This is a genomic window from Lelliottia sp. 7254-16 (genome assembly GCF_002922995.1).
In the GTDB taxonomy this organism is placed as follows: Bacteria; Pseudomonadota; Gammaproteobacteria; order Enterobacterales; family Enterobacteriaceae; genus Enterobacter; species Enterobacter jeotgali.
Genome location: NZ_PQVS01000022.1, coordinates 65,545 through 85,976 on the forward strand (window position 1 = coordinate 65,545; position 20,432 = coordinate 85,976).

A 20,432-nucleotide genomic window follows, 5' to 3' on the forward strand; every position below is an offset into this window, starting at 1 on the left:
TTAGAAACAATCTAATTGTCGCACTGGTCGGTCAAAAATGGGAGTCTGCGGTTATAGCCTATAGCCCAAAAAAAGAAAACGCCACGTAAAAACGTGGCGTCGGCTGGGTTTATTTATATTACGAGCGTTTCATCATGTCGAAGAAATCGTCGTTTGTCTTAGTCATTGCCAGCTTATTGATGAGGAATTCCATTGCGTCGATTTCGCCCATTGGGTGAATGATCTTGCGCAGAATCCACATTTTCTGCAGCTCTTCCTGAGTGGTGAGCAGCTCTTCTTTACGCGTACCAGAACGGTTGTAGTCAATCGCCGGGAAGACTCGCTTCTCTGCGATTTTACGAGAGAGGTGCAGTTCCATGTTGCCTGTACCTTTAAACTCTTCGTAAATAACTTCATCCATTTTGGAGCCGGTATCAATCAGCGCAGTCGCGATGATGGTCAGGCTTCCGCCCTCTTCCACGTTACGCGCAGCACCGAAGAAACGCTTCGGACGATGCAGGGCGTTGGCATCCACACCACCGGTCAGTACTTTACCGGAGGCCGGGACAACGGTGTTGTACGCACGCGCCAGACGAGTGATGGAGTCGAGCAGGATGATAACGTCTTTCTTGTGTTCAACCAGACGCTTCGCTTTCTCGATAACCATTTCAGCAACCTGAACGTGGCGTGATGCGGGTTCATCAAAGGTAGAAGCAACCACTTCACCTTTAACCAGACGCTGCATCTCGGTCACTTCTTCTGGACGCTCATCGATCAGCAGAACCATCAGCACGCAGTCTGGGTGGTTGTAAGCAATGCTCTGTGCGATGTTCTGCAGCAGCATTGTTTTACCCGCTTTCGGCGGTGCCACGATCAGACCACGCTGGCCACGACCAATTGGAGAAGCCAGATCCAGAACGCGAGCGGTGAGGTCTTCGGTAGAACCGTTACCACGCTCCATGCGCAGACGCGAGTTAGCGTGCAGCGGCGTTAAGTTTTCGAACAGGATCTTGTTGCGCGCATTTTCAGGTTTGTCGTAGTTAACTTCGTTAACTTTCAACAGCGCGAAGTAGCGTTCACCCTCTTTCGGAGGACGAATCTTACCTGAAATGGTATCACCTGTACGGAGGTTGAAACGGCGGATTTGGCTAGGGGAAACGTAGATGTCATCAGGACCGGCGAGGTAGGAGCTGTCTGCAGAGCGGAGGAAACCAAATCCGTCTTGCAATATCTCCAGTACACCGTCGCCAAAGATATCTTCGCCACTCTTTGCGTGCTGCTTCAGGATGGCAAAAATGATGTCCTGCTTGCGCATACGAGCCTGGTTTTCCAGCCCCATATTTTCGCCGAGAGTAATCAGCTCAGAAACCGGCGTATTCTTTAATTCGGTAAGATTCATAATGGTGTGGGTTCTTAAACTCGGGGTGAAACTCGAACTTAATGTTGTGAATGGTATGGCAGGGTCATCCATGCCTGTTAGCGGCCATCAACTCATGTCTGTTCGCTGTCTGGTCAAAGAGAAAGCACAGAACTGAAACGACAAGACGGATTGAGTGACAAGCCCGGAATCTATCAGCTTCTCGCATCTTTCATGTATCAATGGGAAGCATCGGGTAAATCTAGAACGACAAGGTATGTTTAAATCGAAGTCATAGGTAACTTAGCACGACTAAAGCCGGGCGTCCAGAGATCCACAGAATTTCGGAATCCAGACGCCGGCCGAGAAACCTTACGCCAGATTAGCGTCCAGGAACTCTTTCAGCTGACCTTTGGACAGTGCGCCCACTTTGGTTGCAGCCACTTCGCCATTTTTGAACAGCAGCAGCGTAGGGATACCACGGATGCCGTATTTCGGCGCGGTGCCGGGGTTCTGGTCGATGTTCAGCTTGGCAATTGTCAGTTTGCCCTGATATTCGTCAGCGATTTCATCCAGAATCGGAGCGATCATTTTGCAAGGACCACACCATTCAGCCCAGAAATCGACGAGGGTCAGCCCGTCAGCTTTAAGTACGTCCGTGTCAAAACTGTCGTCAGTCAGGTGAATAATTTTATCGCTCATATATAACTCCACAGGAATAAGCCTGGTGTGTTGGTGTAGGATTAATCAACGACGTGTTGATGTAGCATTAACCAACTAAAGGTTGACTTTATTTCACCGGATACGCTTTCGTAAAGCAATAGTAAGCTGATATTCTACCACACTATGAGCAAAACACATTTAACAGAACAGAAGTTTTCCGACTTCGCCCTGCACGCAAAAGTTATCGAAGCCCTTGAAAATAAAGGCTTTCATAACTGCACGCCCATTCAAGCCCTCGCTCTGCCGCTCACGCTGGCAGGTCGCGATGTTGCAGGGCAGGCGCAAACCGGTACTGGCAAAACGATGGCGTTTTTAACGTCAACGTTCCATTATTTACTTTCTCATCCAGCAATTGCTGACCGAAAAGTTAACCAACCGCGTGCGCTGATCATGGCTCCAACGCGAGAACTTGCGGTGCAGATCCACGCTGACGCAGAACCTCTGGCTCAGACCACTGGCTTGAAGCTGGGTCTGGCTTATGGCGGTGACGGCTATGATAAACAGCTGAAAGTGCTGGAAAGCGGCGTTGATATTCTTATCGGCACCACGGGCCGCCTGATTGATTACGCTAAACAAAACCATATTAACCTCGGTGCTATCCAGGTTGTGGTACTCGATGAAGCAGATCGCATGTACGATTTGGGCTTCATCAAAGACATCCGCTGGTTGTTCCGTCGCATGCCACCTACTCCGCAGCGCCTGAATATGCTGTTCTCCGCGACTCTCTCTTACCGCGTTCGTGAACTGGCGTTCGAGCAAATGAACAACGCCGAATATGTGGAAGTCGAGCCGGAGCAAAAAACAGGTCATCGTATTAAAGAAGAGCTTTTCTATCCTTCCAACGAAGAGAAAATGCGCCTGCTGCAAACGCTGATCGAAGAAGAGTGGCCAGATCGCGCCATTATCTTTGCGAACACTAAGCATCGCTGTGAAGACATCTGGGGCCATCTTGCCGCAGACGGACATCGCGTCGGCCTGCTGACGGGTGATGTGGCACAGAAAAAACGTCTGCGCATCCTTGAAGAATTTACCCGTGGCGATCTGGATATCCTGGTTGCAACCGACGTTGCTGCTCGTGGCCTGCACATTCCAGCCGTGACTCACGTCTTTAACTACGATCTTCCTGACGATTGTGAAGATTACGTTCACCGCATCGGTCGTACCGGTCGCGCGGGTGCCAGCGGCCACTCTATCAGCCTTGCCTGTGAAGAGTATGCCCTGAATCTGCCTGCCATTGAGACTTACATCGGCCACTCTATTCCGCAGAGTAAATACAATCCGGAAGCGCTGATGAGTGATCTGCCACCGGCGAAGCGCCTGACTCGCGCCCGCTCCGGCAATGGCCCACGTCGCACCGGCGGAGCACCACGTAACCGCCGTCGTTCAGGTTAATTACTATGCTCAGTTCCACCTCGCTTTATGCAGCTATTGATTTAGGTTCGAATAGTTTTCATATGCTGGTTGTACGCGAGGTGGCGGGGAGCATTCAGACCCTGACGCGCATCAAGCGCAAGGTCCGTCTCGCGGCGGGCCTGAGCAGCGATAATTATCTCTCTCCTGAAGCGATGGAACGCGGTTGGCAATGCCTGCGTCTCTTCGCAGAACGCCTTCAGGATATCCCGCACAATCAAATTCGTGTTGTCGCCACCGCCACGCTGCGACTGGCAGTGAACTCCGTCGATTTTATCGCGAAAGCGCAAGAAATCCTCGGCTGTCCGGTGCAGGTGATCAGCGGTGAAGAAGAAGCGCGTTTGATTTATCAGGGCGTTGCCCACACCACGGGCGGCGACGATCGTCGTCTGGTGGTCGATATTGGCGGTGCCAGCACCGAACTGGTGACCGGAACCGGTTCGCAGGCGACCTCTTTATTCAGTCTGTCGATGGGCTGTGTCACCTGGCTTGAGCGCTATTTTACCGATCGCAATCTTGCACAGGAAAACTTCGACGAGGCCGAAAAAGCCGCGCGAGAAGTTTTACGTCCCGTCATGGACGAGCTGCGCTATCACGGCTGGAAAGTGTGTGTTGGTGCGTCGGGAACGGTTCAGGCTCTGCAAGAAATTATGATGGCGCAGGGCATGGATGAGCGGATCACGCTCGCCAAACTTCAGCAGCTTAAACAGCGCGCCATTCAATGTGGTCGCCTGGAAGAGCTGGAAATCGAAGGGCTGACGCTGGAACGTGCACTGGTATTCCCAAGCGGTCTGGCGATCCTAATCGCGATTTTCACCGAATTAAACATTCATTGTATGACGCTGGCAGGCGGTGCGCTGCGCGAAGGATTGGTTTACGGCATGTTGCATCTTGCCGTGGAGCAGGATATTCGTAGCCGAACGCTACGCAACGTTCAGCGTCGTTTTATCGTCGATACAGAGCAGGCGCAGCGCGTGGCCCAACTGGCCTCAAGTTTTGCAGACCAGGTGGCGACAACGTGGGCGCTTGAGCCATTAAGCCGTGATTTATTACTCAGTGCCTGTTCGCTGCATGAAATTGGCTTAAGTATCGATTTTAAGCAGGCGCCGCTCCATGCCGCGTATCTGGTACGCAATCTGGATCTGCCCGGTTTTACCCCTGCGCAGAAAAAGCTGCTGGCCACATTACTGCTCAACCAGACCAACACGGTCGATCTCTCGTCTTTGCATCAGCAAAATGCGGTCCCGCCTCGGGTTGCGGAGCATCTCTGTCGACTGCTACGACTGGCGATTCTGTTTGCCAGCCGCCGTCGCGCTGACCTGCTGCCCGCCATCGCACTGGCTGCGGAAGGTGAAAATCTGACGCTTACTCTGCCGGATAACTGGTTGGATAATCATCCACTTGGCGCGGAAATGATCGAACAGGAATGCCAGTGGCAGAGTTACGTCCACTGGGCTCTTGAAGTCAAATAGCGTCGCCGCTACTTCTCTTTGGCTTTCGCCAGCATCGCACGGATATTGGCCACGTTGGCCTGTCCTTTGTGCATCCTTTCTTCCGCAGTAATCACTTTGCGCTCTTGCTCCCAGACAAGATCGTCTTGCGGGAGTTCAAGCAGGAAACGGCTCGGTTCCGGGCGCACCAGTTCACCATACTGACGACGCTCCTTACACAGCGTAAAGATCAGCTCTTTCTGCGCGCGGGTAATGCCCACATAGGCCAGACGCCGTTCTTCATCGACGTTGTCCTCATCAATACTGCTTTGATGCGGCAATAAACCCTCTTCCATTCCCACCAGATAAACGTAGGGGAATTCAAGACCTTTGGACGCATGTAGCGTCATGAGCTGAACCTGATCCGCCTCTTCTTCGCTCTCGCCGCGTTCCATCATGTCGCGCAGAGTAAAACGAGTGACCACCTGCGTCAGGGTCATTGGCTCGTCAATCTCCGAACCTTCCAGCATTTCGGTCATCCACGTAAACAGCTGATTGACGTTTTTCATACGCATTTCAGCCGCTTTCGGGCTGGCGGAGGTTTCATACAGCCAGGATTCGTAATCAATTCCGCGAATCAAATCACGCACGGCAACAATCGGCTCGCGCTCAACCTGACGCTGTATTTCACCCAGCCACTGGGTAAAACGTGTGAGCGATTCGTAGCCGCGCCCGGTGAGCGTCTGGCTCAGGCCCATATCGAAGCTGGCAGTGAACATACTTTTATTGCGAGTCATCGCCCATTCGCCCAGCTTTTGCAGCGTCGCCGGGCCAATTTCACGCTTGGGCGTATTCACGATACGCAAAAATGCGCTGTCATCGTCTGGGTTAGTCAGGACGCGTAAGTAGGCCAGTAAATCTTTGATTTCAGGGCGTGAGAAGAACGAAGTCCCGCCGGAAATTTTGTAAGGGATGCGGTTTTGCATCAACATTTTTTCAAAGACGCGCGACTGGTGATTTCCGCGATACAGGATGGCGTAGTCTTTGTATTGTGTTTTATTGACGAAGTGATGGGCGATCAGCTCGCCCGCCACACGCTCGGCTTCATGTTCTTCATTGTTAGCGCTGAGGACTTTAAGCTCGGTGCCATAACCCAGCTCGGAGAACAGACGTTTTTCAAAGACGTGCGGGTTGTTGGCGATCAGAATGTTCGCCGCTTTCAGAATTCGCCCGGACGAACGGTAGTTCTGTTCCAGCTTGATAACCTGAAGCGCGGGAAAATCTTTGCTCAGCAGCACCAGGTTTTGCGGACGCGCACCGCGCCAGGAGTAGATCGACTGGTCGTCGTCGCCCACCACGGTAAAGCGCGCGCGCTGCCCCACCAGCAGTTTTACCAGCTCATACTGGCTGGTGTTGGTGTCCTGATATTCATCCACCAGCAGGTAGCGGATTTTATTCTGCCAGCGCTCGCGCACCTCTTCATTGCGCTGGAGAAGCAGCGTTGGCAGCAGGATCAGGTCGTCAAAATCGAGGACGTTACAGGCTTTGAGATGGTCGTCATACAGGCTGTAGCAATGGGCGAAGATCCGATCGCGCTCGCCTTTAGCGCTCGCCGCCGCCTGTGCGGGCGTCATCAGATCGTTTTTCCAGTTGGAGATCGTCGAGATCAGCTGCTGGAGAATCAGTTTGTCGTCTTCGATCCGGCCTTCGGTCAGCTCTTTGAGCAATGCGACCTGATCGGTATCGTCAAAAAGTGAGAAATTCGATTTCATCCCCAGCGCGGCGTATTCGCGTTTGATGATATCCAGCCCCAGCGTGTGGAAAGTGGAGATCATCAGGCCGCGCGCCTCTTTACGCCCGAGCGTTTGCCCGACACGCTCCTTCATTTCGCGCGCCGCTTTATTGGTAAAGGTCACCGCCGCGATATGGCGGGCCTGATAACCGCAGCCTCGAATCAGATGGGCAATTTTATTGGTGATGACGCGCGTCTTTCCGGAGCCCGCACCCGCCAGCACCAGGCAAGGTCCGGTGACGAATTCGACGGCTTGTTGTTGTCCGGGGTTTAAACGCATAAGAAGTTCACTCAATGAAGGTCGGGAGGAGATAAAAAGGAAAAACGCGTGTGGTAGTATAGCGAGCCTAATCCATACCACTCAAGGCACGATCATGGCAAAAACAGCAGCAGCACTGCATATTCTTGTTAAAGAAGAGAAACTGGCACTGGATCTTCTGGAGCAGATAAAAAACGGCGCAGACTTCGAGAAACTGGCGAAGAAACACTCTACCTGCCCGTCAGGCAAAAAAGGCGGTCACTTAGGTGAATTCCGTCAGGGCCAGATGGTTCCGGCATTTGATAAAGTGGTGTTCTCCTGCCCGGTGCTGGAGCCAACCGGCCCACTGCACACTCAGTTCGGTTATCACATCATTAAAGTGCTTTACCGAAATTAACAGCAAAGCCTTCTCATCGAGAAGGCTTTTTGTTTTTGCACCCTCTCCCGTGGGAGAGGGCTGAGGTGAGGGCACCAGGCCGCACTACCCTCGCAAAGCAAAAAGCCCGGTGGCGGCTTCGCCTTACCGGGCCTACATTCGTTGAGTTCCTCTAAGCATTCCGAATTGCAGGAAGGCGGTAAATGAGCACAGTCCAGGAGCATAGATAACTATGTGACTGGGCTGTGCGAATGCAGCCAACGCATCTGCAAGTCGAAAGGCGACGAGGAATCAGCCCGCTACAGCAATACGCTTCATATCTTTCATGTATCCACGCAGCGTATGGCCCACGCTCTCAATCGCATGGCTGCGAATCGCTTCGTTCACGTCGCGCAGCTGGGCGTTATCTACCGCACCTTCGGTGATCGCTTTGCCCAAATCGCCAGTCTGCAGGGTGGTCATGAACTCTTTCAGCAGAGGTACACAAGCGTAAGAGAACAGGTAGTTACCGTATTCAGCGGTATCAGAGATAACCACGTTCATTTCATACAGGCGCTTACGGGCAATGGTGTTGGCGATCAACGGCAGCTCGTGCAGTGATTCGTAGTAAGCAGACTCTTCGATGATGCCGGAATCGACCATAGTTTCGAATGCCAGCTCAACGCCCGCTTTCACCATCGCGATCATCAGCACACCTTTATCGAAGTACTCCTGCTCGCTGATTTTACCGTCAAACTGAGCGGCGGTTTCGAAGGCGGTTTTACCGGTCTCTTCGCGCCAGGTCAGCAGATTTTTGTCGTCGTTGGCCCAGTCAGCCATCATGCCGGAAGAGAATTCACCGGAGATGATGTCATCCATGTGTTTCTGGAACAGCGGCGCCATGATCTCTTTCAGCTGTTCAGACAGCGCATAAGCACGCAGTTTTGCCGGGTTGGACAGACGGTCCATCATCAGCGTGATACCGCCCTGTTTCAGCGCTTCGGTGATGGTTTCCCAGCCGAACTGAATCAGTTTTTCTGCGTAAGACGGGTCGGTACCCTCTTCCACCAGCTTGTCGAAGCACAGCAGAGAACCGGCCTGCAACATACCGCACAGAATAGTTTGCTCGCCCATCAGGTCAGATTTCACTTCTGCCACGAAGGAAGATTCCAGCACGCCCGCACGGTGACCACCGGTTGCCGCAGCCCAGGCTTTAGCAATCGCCATGCCTTCGCCTTTCGGATCGTTTTCCGGGTGAACGGCGATCAGCGTCGGCACGCCGAAACCACGTTTGTACTCTTCACGCACTTCGGTGCCTGGGCACTTCGGCGCAACCATCACCACGGTGATGTCTTTACGAATCTGCTCGCCCACTTCAACGATGTTGAAACCGTGAGAGTAGCCAAGCGCCGCGCCGTCTTTCATCAGCGGCTGAACGGAGCGCACAACGTCGGAGTGCTGTTTGTCTGGCGTCAGGTTAACCACCAGATCCGCCTGCGGGATCAGCTCTTCGTAGGTACCGACTTTGAAGCCGTTTTCGGTCGCTTTACGCCAGGAAGCACGCTTCTCAGCAATCGCTTCTTTGCGCAGGGCGTAGGAGATATCCAGACCGGAGTCACGCATGTTCAGGCCCTGGTTCAGACCCTGTGCGCCACAGCCGACGATGACCACTTTTTTCCCCTGAAGGTAGCTCGCGCCATCGGCGAACTCATCGCGCGCCATAAAGCGACATTTGCCCAACTGTGCCAGCTGCTGGCGCAGATTCAGTGTGTTGAAGTAGTTAGCCATGGTGAACTCCGTGATGTTGTGTTGCTTATTGTTCGGGTCGCTTATGCGAGAATGAACTTACTATATGACAGGAAATTTATTGCGGAAATTGATATATTCACAACGTCACGTTGCAATTTCTGCAACGTAAAATCGTGGAGTGTGGTCTGTGGATTTACGCGATCTCAAAACCTTCCTGCATCTGGCGGAAAGTCGCCATTTTGGCCGCAGCGCGCGAGCCATGCATGTTAGCCCTTCCACACTTTCCCGGCAGATCCAGCGCCTGGAAGAAGATCTCGGCCAGGCGCTGTTTGTGCGTGATAACCGTACCGTGACGCTCACCGAAGCGGGTGAAGAGCTGCGATCTTTCGCCCAGCAGACGCTGCTCCAGTATCAGCGGCTGCGGCACACTATCGATCAGCAGGGGCCATCCCTTTCTGGTGAGCTGCATATTTTCTGCTCCGTTACAGCGGCCTACAGTCACTTGCCACCGATTCTCGACCGTTTTCGCGCCGAGCACCCGTCGGTAGAAATCAAGCTCACCACCGGTGATGCCGCTGATGCAATGGAGAAGGTGGTGACGGGCGAAGCCGATCTGGCGATTGCAGGCAAACCCGAAACGCTGCCCGGCGCGGTGGCTTTTTCGATGCTGGAAAATCTGGCGGTGGTGTTAATCGCCCCGGCGCTGCCGTGCCCGGTGCGCAACCAGGTGTCGGTCGATAGTCCCGACTGGTCAACGGTGCCGTTTATTATGGCCGATCAGGGACCAGTGCGTCGTCGCATCGAGCTGTGGTTCCGTCGGCAGAAAATCAGTAATCCATCTATCTACGCAACGGTAGGCGGGCATGAAGCGATGGTGTCGATGGTCGCCCTCGGTTGTGGTGTGGCGCTGCTGCCGGAAGTGGTGCTGGAAAACAGCCCGGAGCCGGTGCGCAATCGCGTGATGATTTTGGAGCGCAGCGACGAGAAAACGCCGTTTGAGCTTGGCGTTTGCGCACAAAAAAAGCGGCTGCATGAGCCGCTTATTGATGCGTTTTGGCAGATTTTGCCGAACCATTAAACCCATGCCGGAGCCAGTGTAGGCCCGATAAGCGCAGCGCCATCGGGCGGGGTTTTGCCGGATGGCGGCGCAAGCGCCTTATCCGGCCTACAAAAGCTTGTGGTATTAACCCGCCAGGAAGAACCTGAACGCCGGGTTATGAGTTTCGTCGTGACAATCGTAGCCCAGCTCGTTCAGCCGGGTTTCGAAATCCGGTTCGTGCTCGCCCAGTTCAAACGCCGCCAATACGCGCCCGTAATCGGTGCCGTGGCTGCGATAGTGGAACAGCGAAATGTTCCAGTGGGTGCCCAGCGTGTGCAGGAACTTAAGCAGTGCGCCCGGAGATTCTGGAAACTCAAAGCTGAACAGACGTTCCTGTAACGGCTTCGACGGACGGCCACCGACCATATAGCGCACGTGCAGTTTCGCCATCTCGTCATCGGACAGATCCACTACGCTGTAGCCACCTTCATTCAACAGATGAAGGATCTCTTTACGCTCTTCCAGCCCACGGCTTAGACGCACGCCGACAAAAATGCAGGCGTCTTTAGCATCGGCAAATCGATAGTTAAACTCGGTGACTGAACGCCCGCCAAGCAGCTGGCAAAACTTCAGGAAGCTGCCCTTCTCTTCAGGAATCGTCACCGCCAGCAGCGCTTCGCGTTGCTCGCCTAACTCGCAGCGTTCAGACACGTAGCGCAGGCCGTGGAAGTTCACGTTCGCACCAGACAGCACATGCGCCAGGCGTTCTCCGCGAATGTTATGTTGGGCGATGTATTTTTTCATCCCCGCCAGCGCCAGCGCGCCAGACGGTTCCGCTACTGCGCGAACGTCCTCGAACAAGTCTTTCATCGCCGCGCAAATCGCATCGCTGTCGACGGTGATGATGTCATCCAGATATTCCTGGCAAACGCGGAAGGTTTCGTCGCCGATGCGTTTCACCGCCACGCCTTCCGCAAACAGACCCACGCGCGGCAGATCGACCGGATGACCGGCGTCCAGCGCCGCTTTCAGGCAGGCGGAATCTTCCGCTTCGACCGCAATCACTTTGATCTGCGGCATCAGCTGTTTGATAAGCACCGCGACGCCCGCCGCCAGACCACCGCCACCCACCGGGACAAACACCCGATCGAGGTGCGCATCCTGCTGCAGCAGCTCCAGCGCCAGCGTACCTTGCCCGGCGATCACCATCGGATGATCGAACGGTGGCACCCAGGTAAAGCCCTGCTGTTGCGCCAGGTCAATGGCGCGCGCTTTGGCTTCATCAAAATTCGCCCCGTGAAGCAGGACTTCGCCGCCAAAACCGCGTACCGCATCGACTTTGATGTCAGCGGTGGCGACCGGCATCACGATCAGCGCTTTCAGCCCTAAACGTGCGGCAGAAAACGCCACGCCCTGGGCGTGATTCCCCGCCGATGCGGTGATTACACCGCGCGCTTTTTGCTCTTCCGTTAACCCGGCCATCATCGCGTAGGCACCGCGCAGCTTAAAGCTGTGCACTGGCTGGCGGTCTTCGCGCTTCACCAGAATCACGTTATCGAGACGTAACGACAGCTTGTCCATTTTTTGCAGCGGCGTGACCTGCACAGCCTCGTAGACCGGCGCACGTAGCACCGCTCTGAGATATTCCGCCCCCTCAGGGGCGGCGGATAAGGGTTGTGATTCGGCCATCATTAGCCCCCAAGTTTGGATTTATCGCGCACCGCGCCTTTGTCCGCACTGGTGGCAAGGGTGGCGTAAGCACGCAGGGCGAAGGAGACTTCACGCTGGCGGTTTTTTGGCGTCCAGGCTTTATCGCCGCGCGCTTCCTGAGCTTCACGACGCGCTGCAATTTCTTGCTCACTCAGCTGAAGCTGAATACCGCGATTTGGAATGTCGATCGCAATCATGTCGCCGTCTTCAATGATGGCGATGTTGCCGCCGCTCGCCGCTTCCGGGGAAACGTGGCCGATGGACAGGCCAGAAGTGCCGCCGGAGAAACGACCGTCGGTGATTAACGCACAGGCTTTGCCAAGACCCATAGATTTCAGGAAGGTGGTTGGGTAGAGCATTTCCTGCATACCCGGCCCGCCTTTTGGCCCTTCGTAGCGGATAACCACGACGTCGCCCGCGACCACTTTACCGCCCAGAATCGCTTCAACCGCATCGTCCTGGCTTTCGTACACTTTCGCCGGACCGGTGAACTTCAGGATGCTGTCGTCCACGCCTGCCGTTTTAACGATGCAGCCATTTTCGGCAAAGTTACCGTACAGTACGGCAAGACCACCGTCCTGGCTGTAGGCGTGTTCAAGAGAACGGATGCAGCCTTCAGCGCGATCGTCATCCAGCGTATCCCAGCGGCAATCCTGCGAGAACGCCTGGGTGGTGCGAATACCGGCCGGACCAGCGCGGAACATCTTTTTGACCGCCTCGTCTTTGGTCAGCACGACATCGTACTGTTCCAGCGTTTGTGGCAGCGTCAGGCCAAGAATGTTTTTCACTTCCCGGTTCAGCAAATTGGCGCGGTCCAGCTCGCCCAGAATTCCCAGCACGCCACCGGCACGGTGTACGTCTTCCATGTGGTACTTCTGGGTACTTGGCGCGACTTTACACAGCTGCGGAACTTTGCGCGAAAGCTTGTCGATATCACTCATGGTGAAATCAATTTCAGCTTCCTGCGCGGCAGCGAGCAGGTGCAGAACGGTGTTGGTGGAACCGCCCATGGCGATGTCCAGGGTCATGGCATTTTCGAACGCCGCTTTGTTCGCGATGTTACGCGGCAGCGCGCTGGCGTCGTCTTGTTCGTAATAGCGTTTGGTCAGTTCAACGATGCGCGTACCGGCATTGAGGAACAACTGCTTACGGTCAGCGTGGGTCGCCAGCAGTGAACCGTTACCCGGCTGTGAAAGGCCCAGCGCTTCGGTCAGACAGTTCATGGAGTTGGCGGTGAACATCCCGGAACAGGAGCCGCAGGTCGGACAGGCAGAACGCTCGACCTGATCGCTCTGCTCATCGGAGACTTTCGGGTCCGCGCCCTGAATCATCGCATCGACCAGGTCGAGTTTGATGATTTTGTCGGAGAGCTTGGTTTTACCAGCTTCCATCGGGCCACCGGAGACGAAGATCACCGGAATGTTCAGGCGCAGGGAGGCCATCAGCATCCCCGGGGTGATTTTGTCGCAGTTCGAGATGCAGACCATCGCATCGGCACAGTGGGCGTTCACCATGTACTCGACCGAATCGGCGATCAGCTCGCGCGACGGCAGTGAATAAAGCATGCCCCCGTGGCCCATCGCGATACCGTCATCCACTGCGATGGTATTGAACTCTTTCGCCACGCCGCCTGCGGCTTCGATTTGCTCGGCGACCAGTTTACCGAGATCGCGCAGATGCACGTGGCCCGGCACAAACTGGGTAAAGGAGTTAACCACGGCGATAATCGGCTTACCGAAGTCAGCGTCGGTCATCCCGGTTGCGCGCCACAGCGCGCGGGCACCGGCCATATTGCGGCCGTGGGTGGTGGTGGCAGAACGATACTTAGGCATGCTTTATTGACTCCCGTCTATCTAATCAGTGGGACGGTGCGTGCCGTCCCAAAATGATACTTATGAATTAACTTGATCCAGCCAGCCCCATTTATCTTCCGTTTCACCGGTGAAGAGGCCAAAGAATGCATCCTGAATGCGTTTGGTGACCGGGCCACGACGGCCTTCGCCCACCTGAATACCGTCTACGCTGCGAACCGGCGTGATTTCTGCCGCGGTACCGGACATGAAGACTTCATCTGCCAGGTACAGGGATTCGCGGGACAGCACCTGCTCGCGCACTTCGATACCCAGATCTTTCGCCAGCTTGATGATCGCATCGCGGGTGATACCCGGCAGCGCGGAAGAGGTAAATGGCGGCGTAAACAGAATGCCGTCTTTCACTTCGAACAGGTTTTCACCGGCACCTTCAGAGATATAGCCGTTCACGTCCAGAGCGATACCTTCCTGATAACCGTGACGGCGCGCTTCGCTACCGACCAGCAGGGAAGAGAGGTAGTTACCGCCCGCTTTCGCCGCGGTTGGGATGGTGTTTGGCGCCACGCGATTCCAGGAAGAAACCATTGCGTCGATCCCCTGCTCCAGCGCTTCTGCGCCGAGGTATGCCCCCCACGGGAACGCGGCAATGATGACGTCTGTGTTGTAACCGGCTGGCGGGTTTACGCCCATCCCGACATCACCCACAAAGACCAGCGGACGAATGTAGGCGCTGGTCAGATTGTTTTTGCGCAGCACCGCGCGGCACGCTTCCATCAGCTCATCAACGCTTTGAGAAACCGGGAAACGATAGATTTTGGCTGAGTCATGCAGACGCTGCATATGTTCGCGATGGCGGAACACCACTGGTCCTTTGTGAGAGTCGTAGCAACGGACGCCTTCAAACACCGAAGTACCGTAGTGCAAAGCGTGGGACATCACGTGTACCGTGGCATCTTCCCAACGAACCATCTCACCGTTGAACCAAATGTAATCAGCTTTCTTCGTCGTCATGTTTTCTTCCTGTCACGCTTAAGCGCGGATTTGTTGTGATGTGGTTGTGCTCTGGCAGATGGCCACGTGGGCAACATCAACCAGTTTACTTAACTGGCTAAACAGTAAGTCGACCGACCGTGGACTGGCAACGGTCAATTCGATATTTATGTTCTGGGCATCGGTGGCAGTTTCCATATTCATGGCGCAGATCTGAAAACCACGGTGACGGACCACGCGTAAGACGCGTTCTAATGTTTCGGGATTGAAGCGGGCCTGAACGGCGACCTGGTGTTGCATCATGATAATTTCTCCATCATTTGTGCGTTGCTAGCGCCGGGTGGCACCAGTGGCCAGACATTCTCAAGCTCGTCGATTGAGACATGAAGCAGGTATGGCCCTTCGCTTGACAGCATGGTGTCGAGTGCCGCTTCAACCTGGTCTTTACGGGTGATGTGCTGGCCAGGGATGCCGAAGGCGCTGGCCAGAACGAGGAAATCAGGATTATCAGTAAGGGTGGTTTCGCTGTAGCGCTCCTGGAAAAACAGCTGCTGCCACTGGCGAACCATCCCTAAACGCTGGTTATCCAGCAATACGATTTTCAAAGGCAGCTGTTTGCGTTTGACCGTGCCCAGCTCCTGCACATTCATCATGAACGAACCATCGCCAGAGACGCAGATTACCGTGTCATTCGGACGCGCCACCTGAGCGCCTACCGCTGCTGGCAGGCCGAAGCCCATAGTGCCTAATCCACTGGAGGTGATGAAGTTTTCCGGACGGGTATAGGTCATATGCTGGGCCGACCACATCTGGTGCTGACCGACATCGGTGGTGACGACAGAGTCTGCCGGTTTGCGATCTGACAGCTGCTTTAACAGCAGCGGCGCATAAATTGCCTCGCCCGGATGGTCGTAGCGCCAGGCATTTTCCACGCGCATCTGCACGGTATGCTGGCGCCATGCGTCGATGGACAATAGCTGCTGCAAGGCGGGTAACAGCGTATTCAGATCGCCCTGCAACGCCACGTGTGCCTGACGCAACTTGTTCAGTTCAGCCGGGTCGATATCCATATGGATCACTTTGGCATGCGGCGCGAAGGTATTCAGTTTACCGGTCACGCGATCGTCAAAACGCGCACCAACGGCGATCAGCAGGTCGCACTCCTGTACCGCCAGATTGGCGGCTTTGGTGCCGTGCATCCCCAGCATGCCCAGATAGTGAGGGTCATTGGCATCAACCGCACCCAGCCCCTTCAGCGTACAGGTTGAAGGCATCCGCGTAGCCGCGATAAATTCGCGCAGGGCTGGAACTGCCTGCGCCATACCGACTCCGCCGCCGACATACAGCATCGGCTGTTGCGCATGAGCCAGCATCTGACGGGCTTCTTCAACGGCTTCGTGCGGGAAAAAGTCATCACTTTCAACAGTGGAGAAATGCGGTTCTAAATCGCCCACTGCTACCTGAATATCTTTCGGGATATCAACCAGAACCGGGCCAGGACGGCCTGAGTTTGCCACCTGGAAGGCTTCTGCCATGACGCGCGGCAGCTCTTCCAGCGATTGCACCAGGAAACTGTGTTTGGTGCAGGCAAGCGACAAACCAAGAACGTCCACTTCCTGAAACGCATCAGTTCCGATGAACGGCGAGGCGACCTGACCTGTGATGGCGACCACAGGAACGGAGTCCAGCAGCGCATCGGCAAGGCCGGTGATCAGGTTGGTTGCACCCGGCCCGGATGTCGCCATACAGACGCCGGTTTTACCGGTGGCGCGCGCAAAGCCAATTGCTGCCATTGCAGCTCCCTGCTCGTGCCGGCACAACAAGTGCTCCACGCCGCCGTCATACAGTGCATCGTAGATCGGCATGATTGCGCCACCCGGATAGCCGAACACGGTCTCGACTCCTTGTGCTCGCAATGCATGTACTACCCATTGTGCCCCGTTCATAGTGAGTTCCCCGTCATAAATCTTGAGAAACAGAATTTTGTGCTAGTTGTCATGTTCTGCTCCTCGTTTAAGTTTTTAGGTCATAAAAAAACCCCCGAACCTTTCGGTGCGGGGGTCTTAGTTCGTTAAGGCTTGTTTTCTAAGCCTTTCCTCGTCCAAGTGCAGCCCCGCACGGTGGGATAATAATCACCACCACGCTAATCACGACCAGGCTAATCACTAGTAGAAGGGCTGTCATTTTGAGTTCTTTTAGCATCTTGTTCGAAGGAATACCTAAAGAGGTAACACAGACATTGAATCAAACACAAGAAAAATTTATGACGCCAATTCTTAGCTAACGAAGCTTTTTGCAGAATATGTTTGTTTTATATGAGGAAAACAGAAAATGAATATTTTTCATTTTTTGTCGTGTGCCAATGACTCCAAAAACACAGGTTTTCTCATCTGTGCGAGTCCGGTTCAGCTGAATAGCAACAGTTACATCACTTCATCAATAAGCAGGAAGCTGCGTCGTAATGTTGTGATATTCAGCTAAAAAGCAATGAAACGTACAGGCATAGTGACTTCTAAAGGAGACACATATGTCACTGTCAGTTGTTTATACGCGTGCCGCTTTAGGGGTACAGGCGCCGCTCATCTCTGTTGAAGTTCATCTCAGTAATGGGCTGCCTGGCTTAACGCTCGTTGGGCTTCCAGAGACCACGGTAAAAGAGGCCAGGGATCGTGTTCGTAGTGCAATCATCAATAGTGGTTATGCCTTCCCCGCAAAGAAGATAACCATCAACCTGGCTCCCGCTGACCTACCGAAAGAAGGGGGACGATATGATTTACCTATCGCCATAGCGCTTCTCGCCGCCTCTGAGCAGCTTAACGCCCCCCATTTGAGTACGTATGAGTTTGTAGGCGAACTGGCGCTTACAGGAGCGCTAAGAGGCGTTCCCGGTGCGATCTCTGGCGCATTAGCTGCCTTACGAGCAGGAAGGCAAATTATTGTGGCTGCTGAAAATTCATCAGAGGTCAGTCTTATTGAGGAGAAGGGTTGCCTGATTGCCGGGCATCTACAGGAAGTGTGCGCTTTTCTGGAGGGGCGTCATGAGCTGGCTGAACCGGAGGAGAATCCACTCATTGCGCCGGAACACACTGAAGATCTAAGCGATATCATCGGGCAGGAGCAGGGAAAGCGGGCGCTGGAAATCACTGCGGCAGGTGGCCATAACCTGCTCCTCATTGGACCGCCAGGGACAGGGAAAACGATGCTGGCCAGTCGACTCAACGGCTTGCTTCCGCCTTTAAGCAATCATGAGGCGCTGGAGAGTGCGGCAATTATTAGTCTGACGAATTCTACGTCTCTTCAGAAGCACTGGCGTAGAAGGCCATTTCGTTCACCACACCACAGCGCCTCTCTCAATGCGATGGTCGGTGGCGGTTCGATTCCTGTACCCGGTGAGATATCCCTGGCGCACCACGGCATTTTATTTCTTGATGAATTACCCGAATTTGAAAGGCGCGTTCTGGATGCCTTGCGTGAACCCATTGAGTCCGGGCAAATCCACATCTCCCGTACGCGGGCCAAAATAACCTATCCCGCGCAATTCCAGCTTATTGCCGCCATGAACCCTAGCCCATCAGGCCATTACCAGGGAAACCATAATCGGAGTAAACCGGAGCAGACTCTGCGTTATCTGGGAAGACTGTCAGGTCCATTTCTTGATCGCTTTGATCTCTCGCTCGAAGTTCCATTGCCGCCTCCGGGTGTCCTCAGCCAGACAAATCTGACGGGGGAAAGCAGCAGTACGGTGCGGAAAAGAGTAATAACTACGCAGGCGTTGCAATACAAACGTCAAAACAAACTCAATGCGCGTCTGGATAACGCGGAAATTCGCCAGTTTTGCCGCCTGTCCACTGCTGACTCATGCTGGCTGGAAGAGACATTGATACGGTTCGGGCTGTCGGTGCGTGCGTGGCAACGCTTATTAAAGGTGGCGAGAACCATCGCAGACCTGGAGGAGAGCGCAGATATAGAGCGACGACATTTGCAGGAAGCGTTGAGTTACAGGGCAATAGATCGGTTGCTGCTGCATCTGCAAAAGATGCTGGCGTAAAAAAGGGGCCGTAGCCCCTTTTCTCATATATCAATCGTCAGATTCGGTGTAGTCTTCTGCACCTTCCATCTGCGGCTTACCACCGGAGAGGGTATGGAAACGTTTTGGTCGCTTAATGCGAGCCATGTATTTGATCCATACGCGTTCTACCTCAGATTCAGGTTCACGCTCACCACGGCAAACGGCAACAAACAGTTTTTCATCTTCAGTTGCAGGCTCACGTTTCCCCAGATCCAGCTCGTTAAAGGCGTAACCATGGCGCTCAAGCAGTTGCGCCTCTTTGATGGTGAAATCGCCATGACGAGAGAACCCGCGCGGATAATTTTTATTGTCGAAAAAACGATTAGTTGTCGTAAAGCTTTCCGCCATCCTACACGCTCCTAATTCTTTGGCCGAGCTATTTATGGCGCGGAGTATTAGTTACGCTTGACAGAGCGTCAAACAAAACATTTAAATCATAACGACAAATAATATTGCGGAGAAAGATGTGGATACGGAATTGCTAAAAACTTTCCTCGAAGTGAGCAGAACACGCCACTTTGGGCGAGCAGCGGAAGCACTCTACCTGACTCAGTCAGCGGTGAGTTTTCGTATTCGTCAGCTGGAAAATCAACTCGGCGTGAATCTATTTACTCGCCACCGAAATAATATCCGCCTGACGGCGGCCGGAGAGAAGCTCCTGCCCTACGCTGAAACGCTGATGAATACCTGGCAGGCTGCGCGAAAGGAGGTGGCCCATACCTCGAGGTACAATGAGTTTTCGATCGGGGCGAGTGCGTCGTTGTGGGAGTGTATGCTGAGCCAATGGCTCACACGGCTCTACAAATCTCACGACAATTTGCAGTTTGAGGCCAGAATTGCTCAGCGGCAGTCATTGGTGAAACAGCTTCATGAGCGTCAGTTAGATCTCTTGATCACCACAGAAGCCCCCAAAATGGATGAATTTAGCAGCCAGATCCTGGGGCAGTTTAGTCTTTCGCTCTATGCCTCTGAACCCTCAATGATGAAGACAGATCTCAGCTACTTACGACTGGAATGGGGGCCTGATTTCCAGCAGCATGAAGCCGGTTTGATTGCGTCCGATGATGTTCCTTCCCTGACAACCAGCTCAGCAGAAATTGCCTGCCAGCAATTATCCCTTCTTAAAGGTTGCACCTGGTTACCCACGCGCTGGGCGGATGAGAAGCCTGGGCTGCATACTGTCGCTGATTCAACCACGCTTATCAGGCCGCTATATGCGATCTGGCTTCAAAACAGCGACAAACATGCTCAAATTAAAGATCTATTAAAAATCAATGTGATGGATTAATTCTGACATCTTGCAGGGACGCAAGAGAAGGGATTTTTTAGATTATTCAAAGCAAAAAAAATCCTTTGCCGAAGCAAAGGATTCTATATGGCAGGGGCGGAGAGACTCGAACTCGCGACACCCGGTTTTGGAGACCGGTGCTCTACCAACTGAGCTACGCCCCTAAATCTTCTTGCTATTAAGCCTGCTACGTAAGCAGGCTTAATATCTTAATAAGTGGCGGAACGGACGGGACTCGAACCCGCGACCCCCTGCGTGACAGGCAGGTATTCTAACCGACTGAACTACCGCTCCACCGAAGACTTCTGTAACCACCGGATTGATGCACCGGTTTACTACTTAATTTGATGCCTGGCAGTTCCCTACTCTCACATGGGGAGACCCCACACTACCATCGGCGCTACGGCGTTTCACTTCTGAGTTCGGCATGGGGTCAGGTGGGACCACCGCGCTAAAGCCGCCAGGCAAATT

At 54.0% G+C, this 20,432-nt stretch carries 18 protein-coding genes, 2 tRNA genes and 1 rRNA gene; 6 read left to right on the plus strand and 15 right to left on the minus strand.

The features are described from left to right. Window positions 1-118: 118 nt before the first annotated feature. Together rho and trxA are read right to left on the minus strand one after the other, a co-directional pair. On the minus strand, window positions 119-1,378 hold the full coding sequence (gene rho, locus C3708_RS21865; RefSeq protein WP_095283907.1) for a transcription termination factor Rho: 1,260 nt from the start codon (window positions 1,376-1,378) through the stop codon (window positions 119-121). A 330-nt stretch (window positions 1,379-1,708) separates the two neighbouring features. Next, window positions 1,709-2,038 carry a thioredoxin TrxA gene (gene trxA / locus C3708_RS21875; RefSeq protein WP_095283908.1) on the minus strand — a complete coding sequence of 110 codons (330 nt, stop codon included), beginning with the start codon at window positions 2,036-2,038 and terminating at the stop codon, window positions 1,709-1,711. A gap of 144 nt (window positions 2,039-2,182) precedes the next feature. Between trxA and rhlB the strand changes: the two genes are divergently transcribed. Both rhlB and gppA read left to right on the plus strand, forming a co-directional pair. Continuing rightward, entirely contained in the window at window positions 2,183-3,451 is a 1,269-nt protein-coding gene (gene rhlB, locus C3708_RS21880) for an ATP-dependent RNA helicase RhlB (protein ID WP_095283909.1), read from the plus strand. Window positions 3,452-3,456: 5 nt separating this feature from the next. Continuing rightward, the gene (gppA, locus tag C3708_RS21885) at window positions 3,457-4,941 is read left to right on the plus strand and encodes a guanosine-5'-triphosphate,3'-diphosphate diphosphatase (RefSeq protein ID WP_095283910.1); all 1,485 of its coding nucleotides are present in this window, start codon (window positions 3,457-3,459) and stop codon (window positions 4,939-4,941) included. Window positions 4,942-4,949: 8 nt separating this feature from the next. Here gppA and rep read toward each other — a convergent pair whose 3' ends face one another. Continuing rightward, window positions 4,950-6,971, minus strand: a complete 2,022-nt coding sequence (gene rep, locus C3708_RS21890; protein ID WP_095283911.1) for a DNA helicase Rep — start codon at window positions 6,969-6,971, stop codon at window positions 4,950-4,952. 94 nt (window positions 6,972-7,065) lie between these two features. Here rep and ppiC point away from each other — a divergent pair, with 94 nt between their 5' ends. Continuing rightward, a complete protein-coding gene (gene ppiC, locus C3708_RS21895) occupies window positions 7,066-7,347 on the plus strand; it encodes a peptidylprolyl isomerase PpiC (protein WP_015960967.1) in 282 nt (93 codons plus the stop codon). 270 nt (window positions 7,348-7,617) lie between these two features. On the opposite strand, the gene ilvC is transcribed toward ppiC, so the two are convergent. Next, entirely contained in the window at window positions 7,618-9,093 is a 1,476-nt protein-coding gene (gene ilvC, locus C3708_RS21900) for a ketol-acid reductoisomerase (RefSeq protein WP_095283912.1), read from the minus strand. A 148-nt stretch (window positions 9,094-9,241) separates the two neighbouring features. Here ilvC and ilvY point away from each other — a divergent pair, with 148 nt between their 5' ends. Next, the gene (gene ilvY / locus C3708_RS21905; protein ID WP_095283913.1) at window positions 9,242-10,132 is read left to right on the plus strand and encodes an HTH-type transcriptional activator IlvY; all 891 of its coding nucleotides are present in this window, start codon (window positions 9,242-9,244) and stop codon (window positions 10,130-10,132) included. A gap of 105 nt (window positions 10,133-10,237) precedes the next feature. On the opposite strand, the gene ilvA is transcribed toward ilvY, so the two are convergent. The 7 genes from ilvA to ilvL form a co-directional block, all read right to left on the minus strand. After that, complete coding sequence (gene ilvA / locus C3708_RS21910) at window positions 10,238-11,782, minus strand: threonine ammonia-lyase, biosynthetic (RefSeq protein WP_103950238.1); 1,545 nt, start codon at window positions 11,780-11,782, stop codon at window positions 10,238-10,240. Between the two features lie 2 nt (window positions 11,783-11,784). Next, window positions 11,785-13,635: a dihydroxy-acid dehydratase gene (ilvD, locus tag C3708_RS21915; RefSeq protein ID WP_095283914.1), complete on the minus strand. Its 1,851-nt coding sequence runs from the start codon at window positions 13,633-13,635 to the stop codon at window positions 11,785-11,787. A 60-nt stretch (window positions 13,636-13,695) separates the two neighbouring features. Then, complete coding sequence (gene ilvE, locus C3708_RS21920) at window positions 13,696-14,625, minus strand: branched-chain-amino-acid transaminase (RefSeq protein ID WP_095283915.1); 930 nt, start codon at window positions 14,623-14,625, stop codon at window positions 13,696-13,698. A gap of 18 nt (window positions 14,626-14,643) precedes the next feature. Continuing rightward, the gene (gene ilvM / locus C3708_RS21925) at window positions 14,644-14,907 is read right to left on the minus strand and encodes an acetolactate synthase 2 small subunit (RefSeq protein ID WP_095283916.1); all 264 of its coding nucleotides are present in this window, start codon (window positions 14,905-14,907) and stop codon (window positions 14,644-14,646) included. Next, on the minus strand, window positions 14,904-16,550 hold the full coding sequence (gene ilvG, locus C3708_RS21930) for an acetolactate synthase 2 catalytic subunit (protein WP_103950236.1): 1,647 nt from the start codon (window positions 16,548-16,550) through the stop codon (window positions 14,904-14,906). The genes ilvM and ilvG overlap by 4 nt, the downstream gene beginning before the upstream one ends. Beyond that, window positions 16,547-16,603, minus strand: coding sequence for a peptide IlvX (gene ilvX, locus C3708_RS23795; RefSeq protein WP_194514210.1), 57 nt, complete (start codon window positions 16,601-16,603; stop codon window positions 16,547-16,549). Before ilvX ends, ilvG begins: the two co-directional genes overlap by 4 nt. A gap of 86 nt (window positions 16,604-16,689) precedes the next feature. Further along, a complete protein-coding gene (gene ilvL / locus C3708_RS21935; RefSeq protein ID WP_023620831.1) occupies window positions 16,690-16,788 on the minus strand; it encodes an ilv operon leader peptide in 99 nt (32 codons plus the stop codon). 343 nt (window positions 16,789-17,131) lie between these two features. On the opposite strand from ilvL, the gene C3708_RS21940 reads away from it, so the two are divergent. Further along, window positions 17,132-18,652, plus strand: coding sequence for a YifB family Mg chelatase-like AAA ATPase (locus C3708_RS21940; protein ID WP_103950237.1), 1,521 nt, complete (start codon window positions 17,132-17,134; stop codon window positions 18,650-18,652). A gap of 30 nt (window positions 18,653-18,682) precedes the next feature. On the opposite strand, the gene C3708_RS21945 is transcribed toward C3708_RS21940, so the two are convergent. Beyond that, window positions 18,683-19,021, minus strand: a complete 339-nt coding sequence (locus C3708_RS21945) for a DUF413 domain-containing protein (protein ID WP_095283919.1) — start codon at window positions 19,019-19,021, stop codon at window positions 18,683-18,685. A gap of 118 nt (window positions 19,022-19,139) precedes the next feature. Here C3708_RS21945 and hdfR point away from each other — a divergent pair, with 118 nt between their 5' ends. After that, window positions 19,140-19,961, plus strand: coding sequence for an HTH-type transcriptional regulator HdfR (hdfR, locus tag C3708_RS21950; RefSeq protein WP_095283920.1), 822 nt, complete (start codon window positions 19,140-19,142; stop codon window positions 19,959-19,961). An 88-nt stretch (window positions 19,962-20,049) separates the two neighbouring features. On the opposite strand, the gene C3708_RS21955 is transcribed toward hdfR, so the two are convergent. The 3 genes from C3708_RS21955 to rrf all read right to left on the minus strand — a co-directional run bounded on the left by C3708_RS21955 (window position 20,050) and on the right by rrf (window position 20,426). Next, window positions 20,050-20,125, minus strand: a tRNA-Trp gene (locus C3708_RS21955). A gap of 53 nt (window positions 20,126-20,178) precedes the next feature. Then, window positions 20,179-20,255: transfer RNA gene (locus tag C3708_RS21960), tRNA-Asp, on the minus strand. 55 nt (window positions 20,256-20,310) lie between these two features. Next, window positions 20,311-20,426: ribosomal RNA gene (gene rrf, locus C3708_RS21965) — 5S ribosomal RNA — on the minus strand. Between the last annotated feature and the right edge of the window lie 6 nt (window positions 20,427-20,432).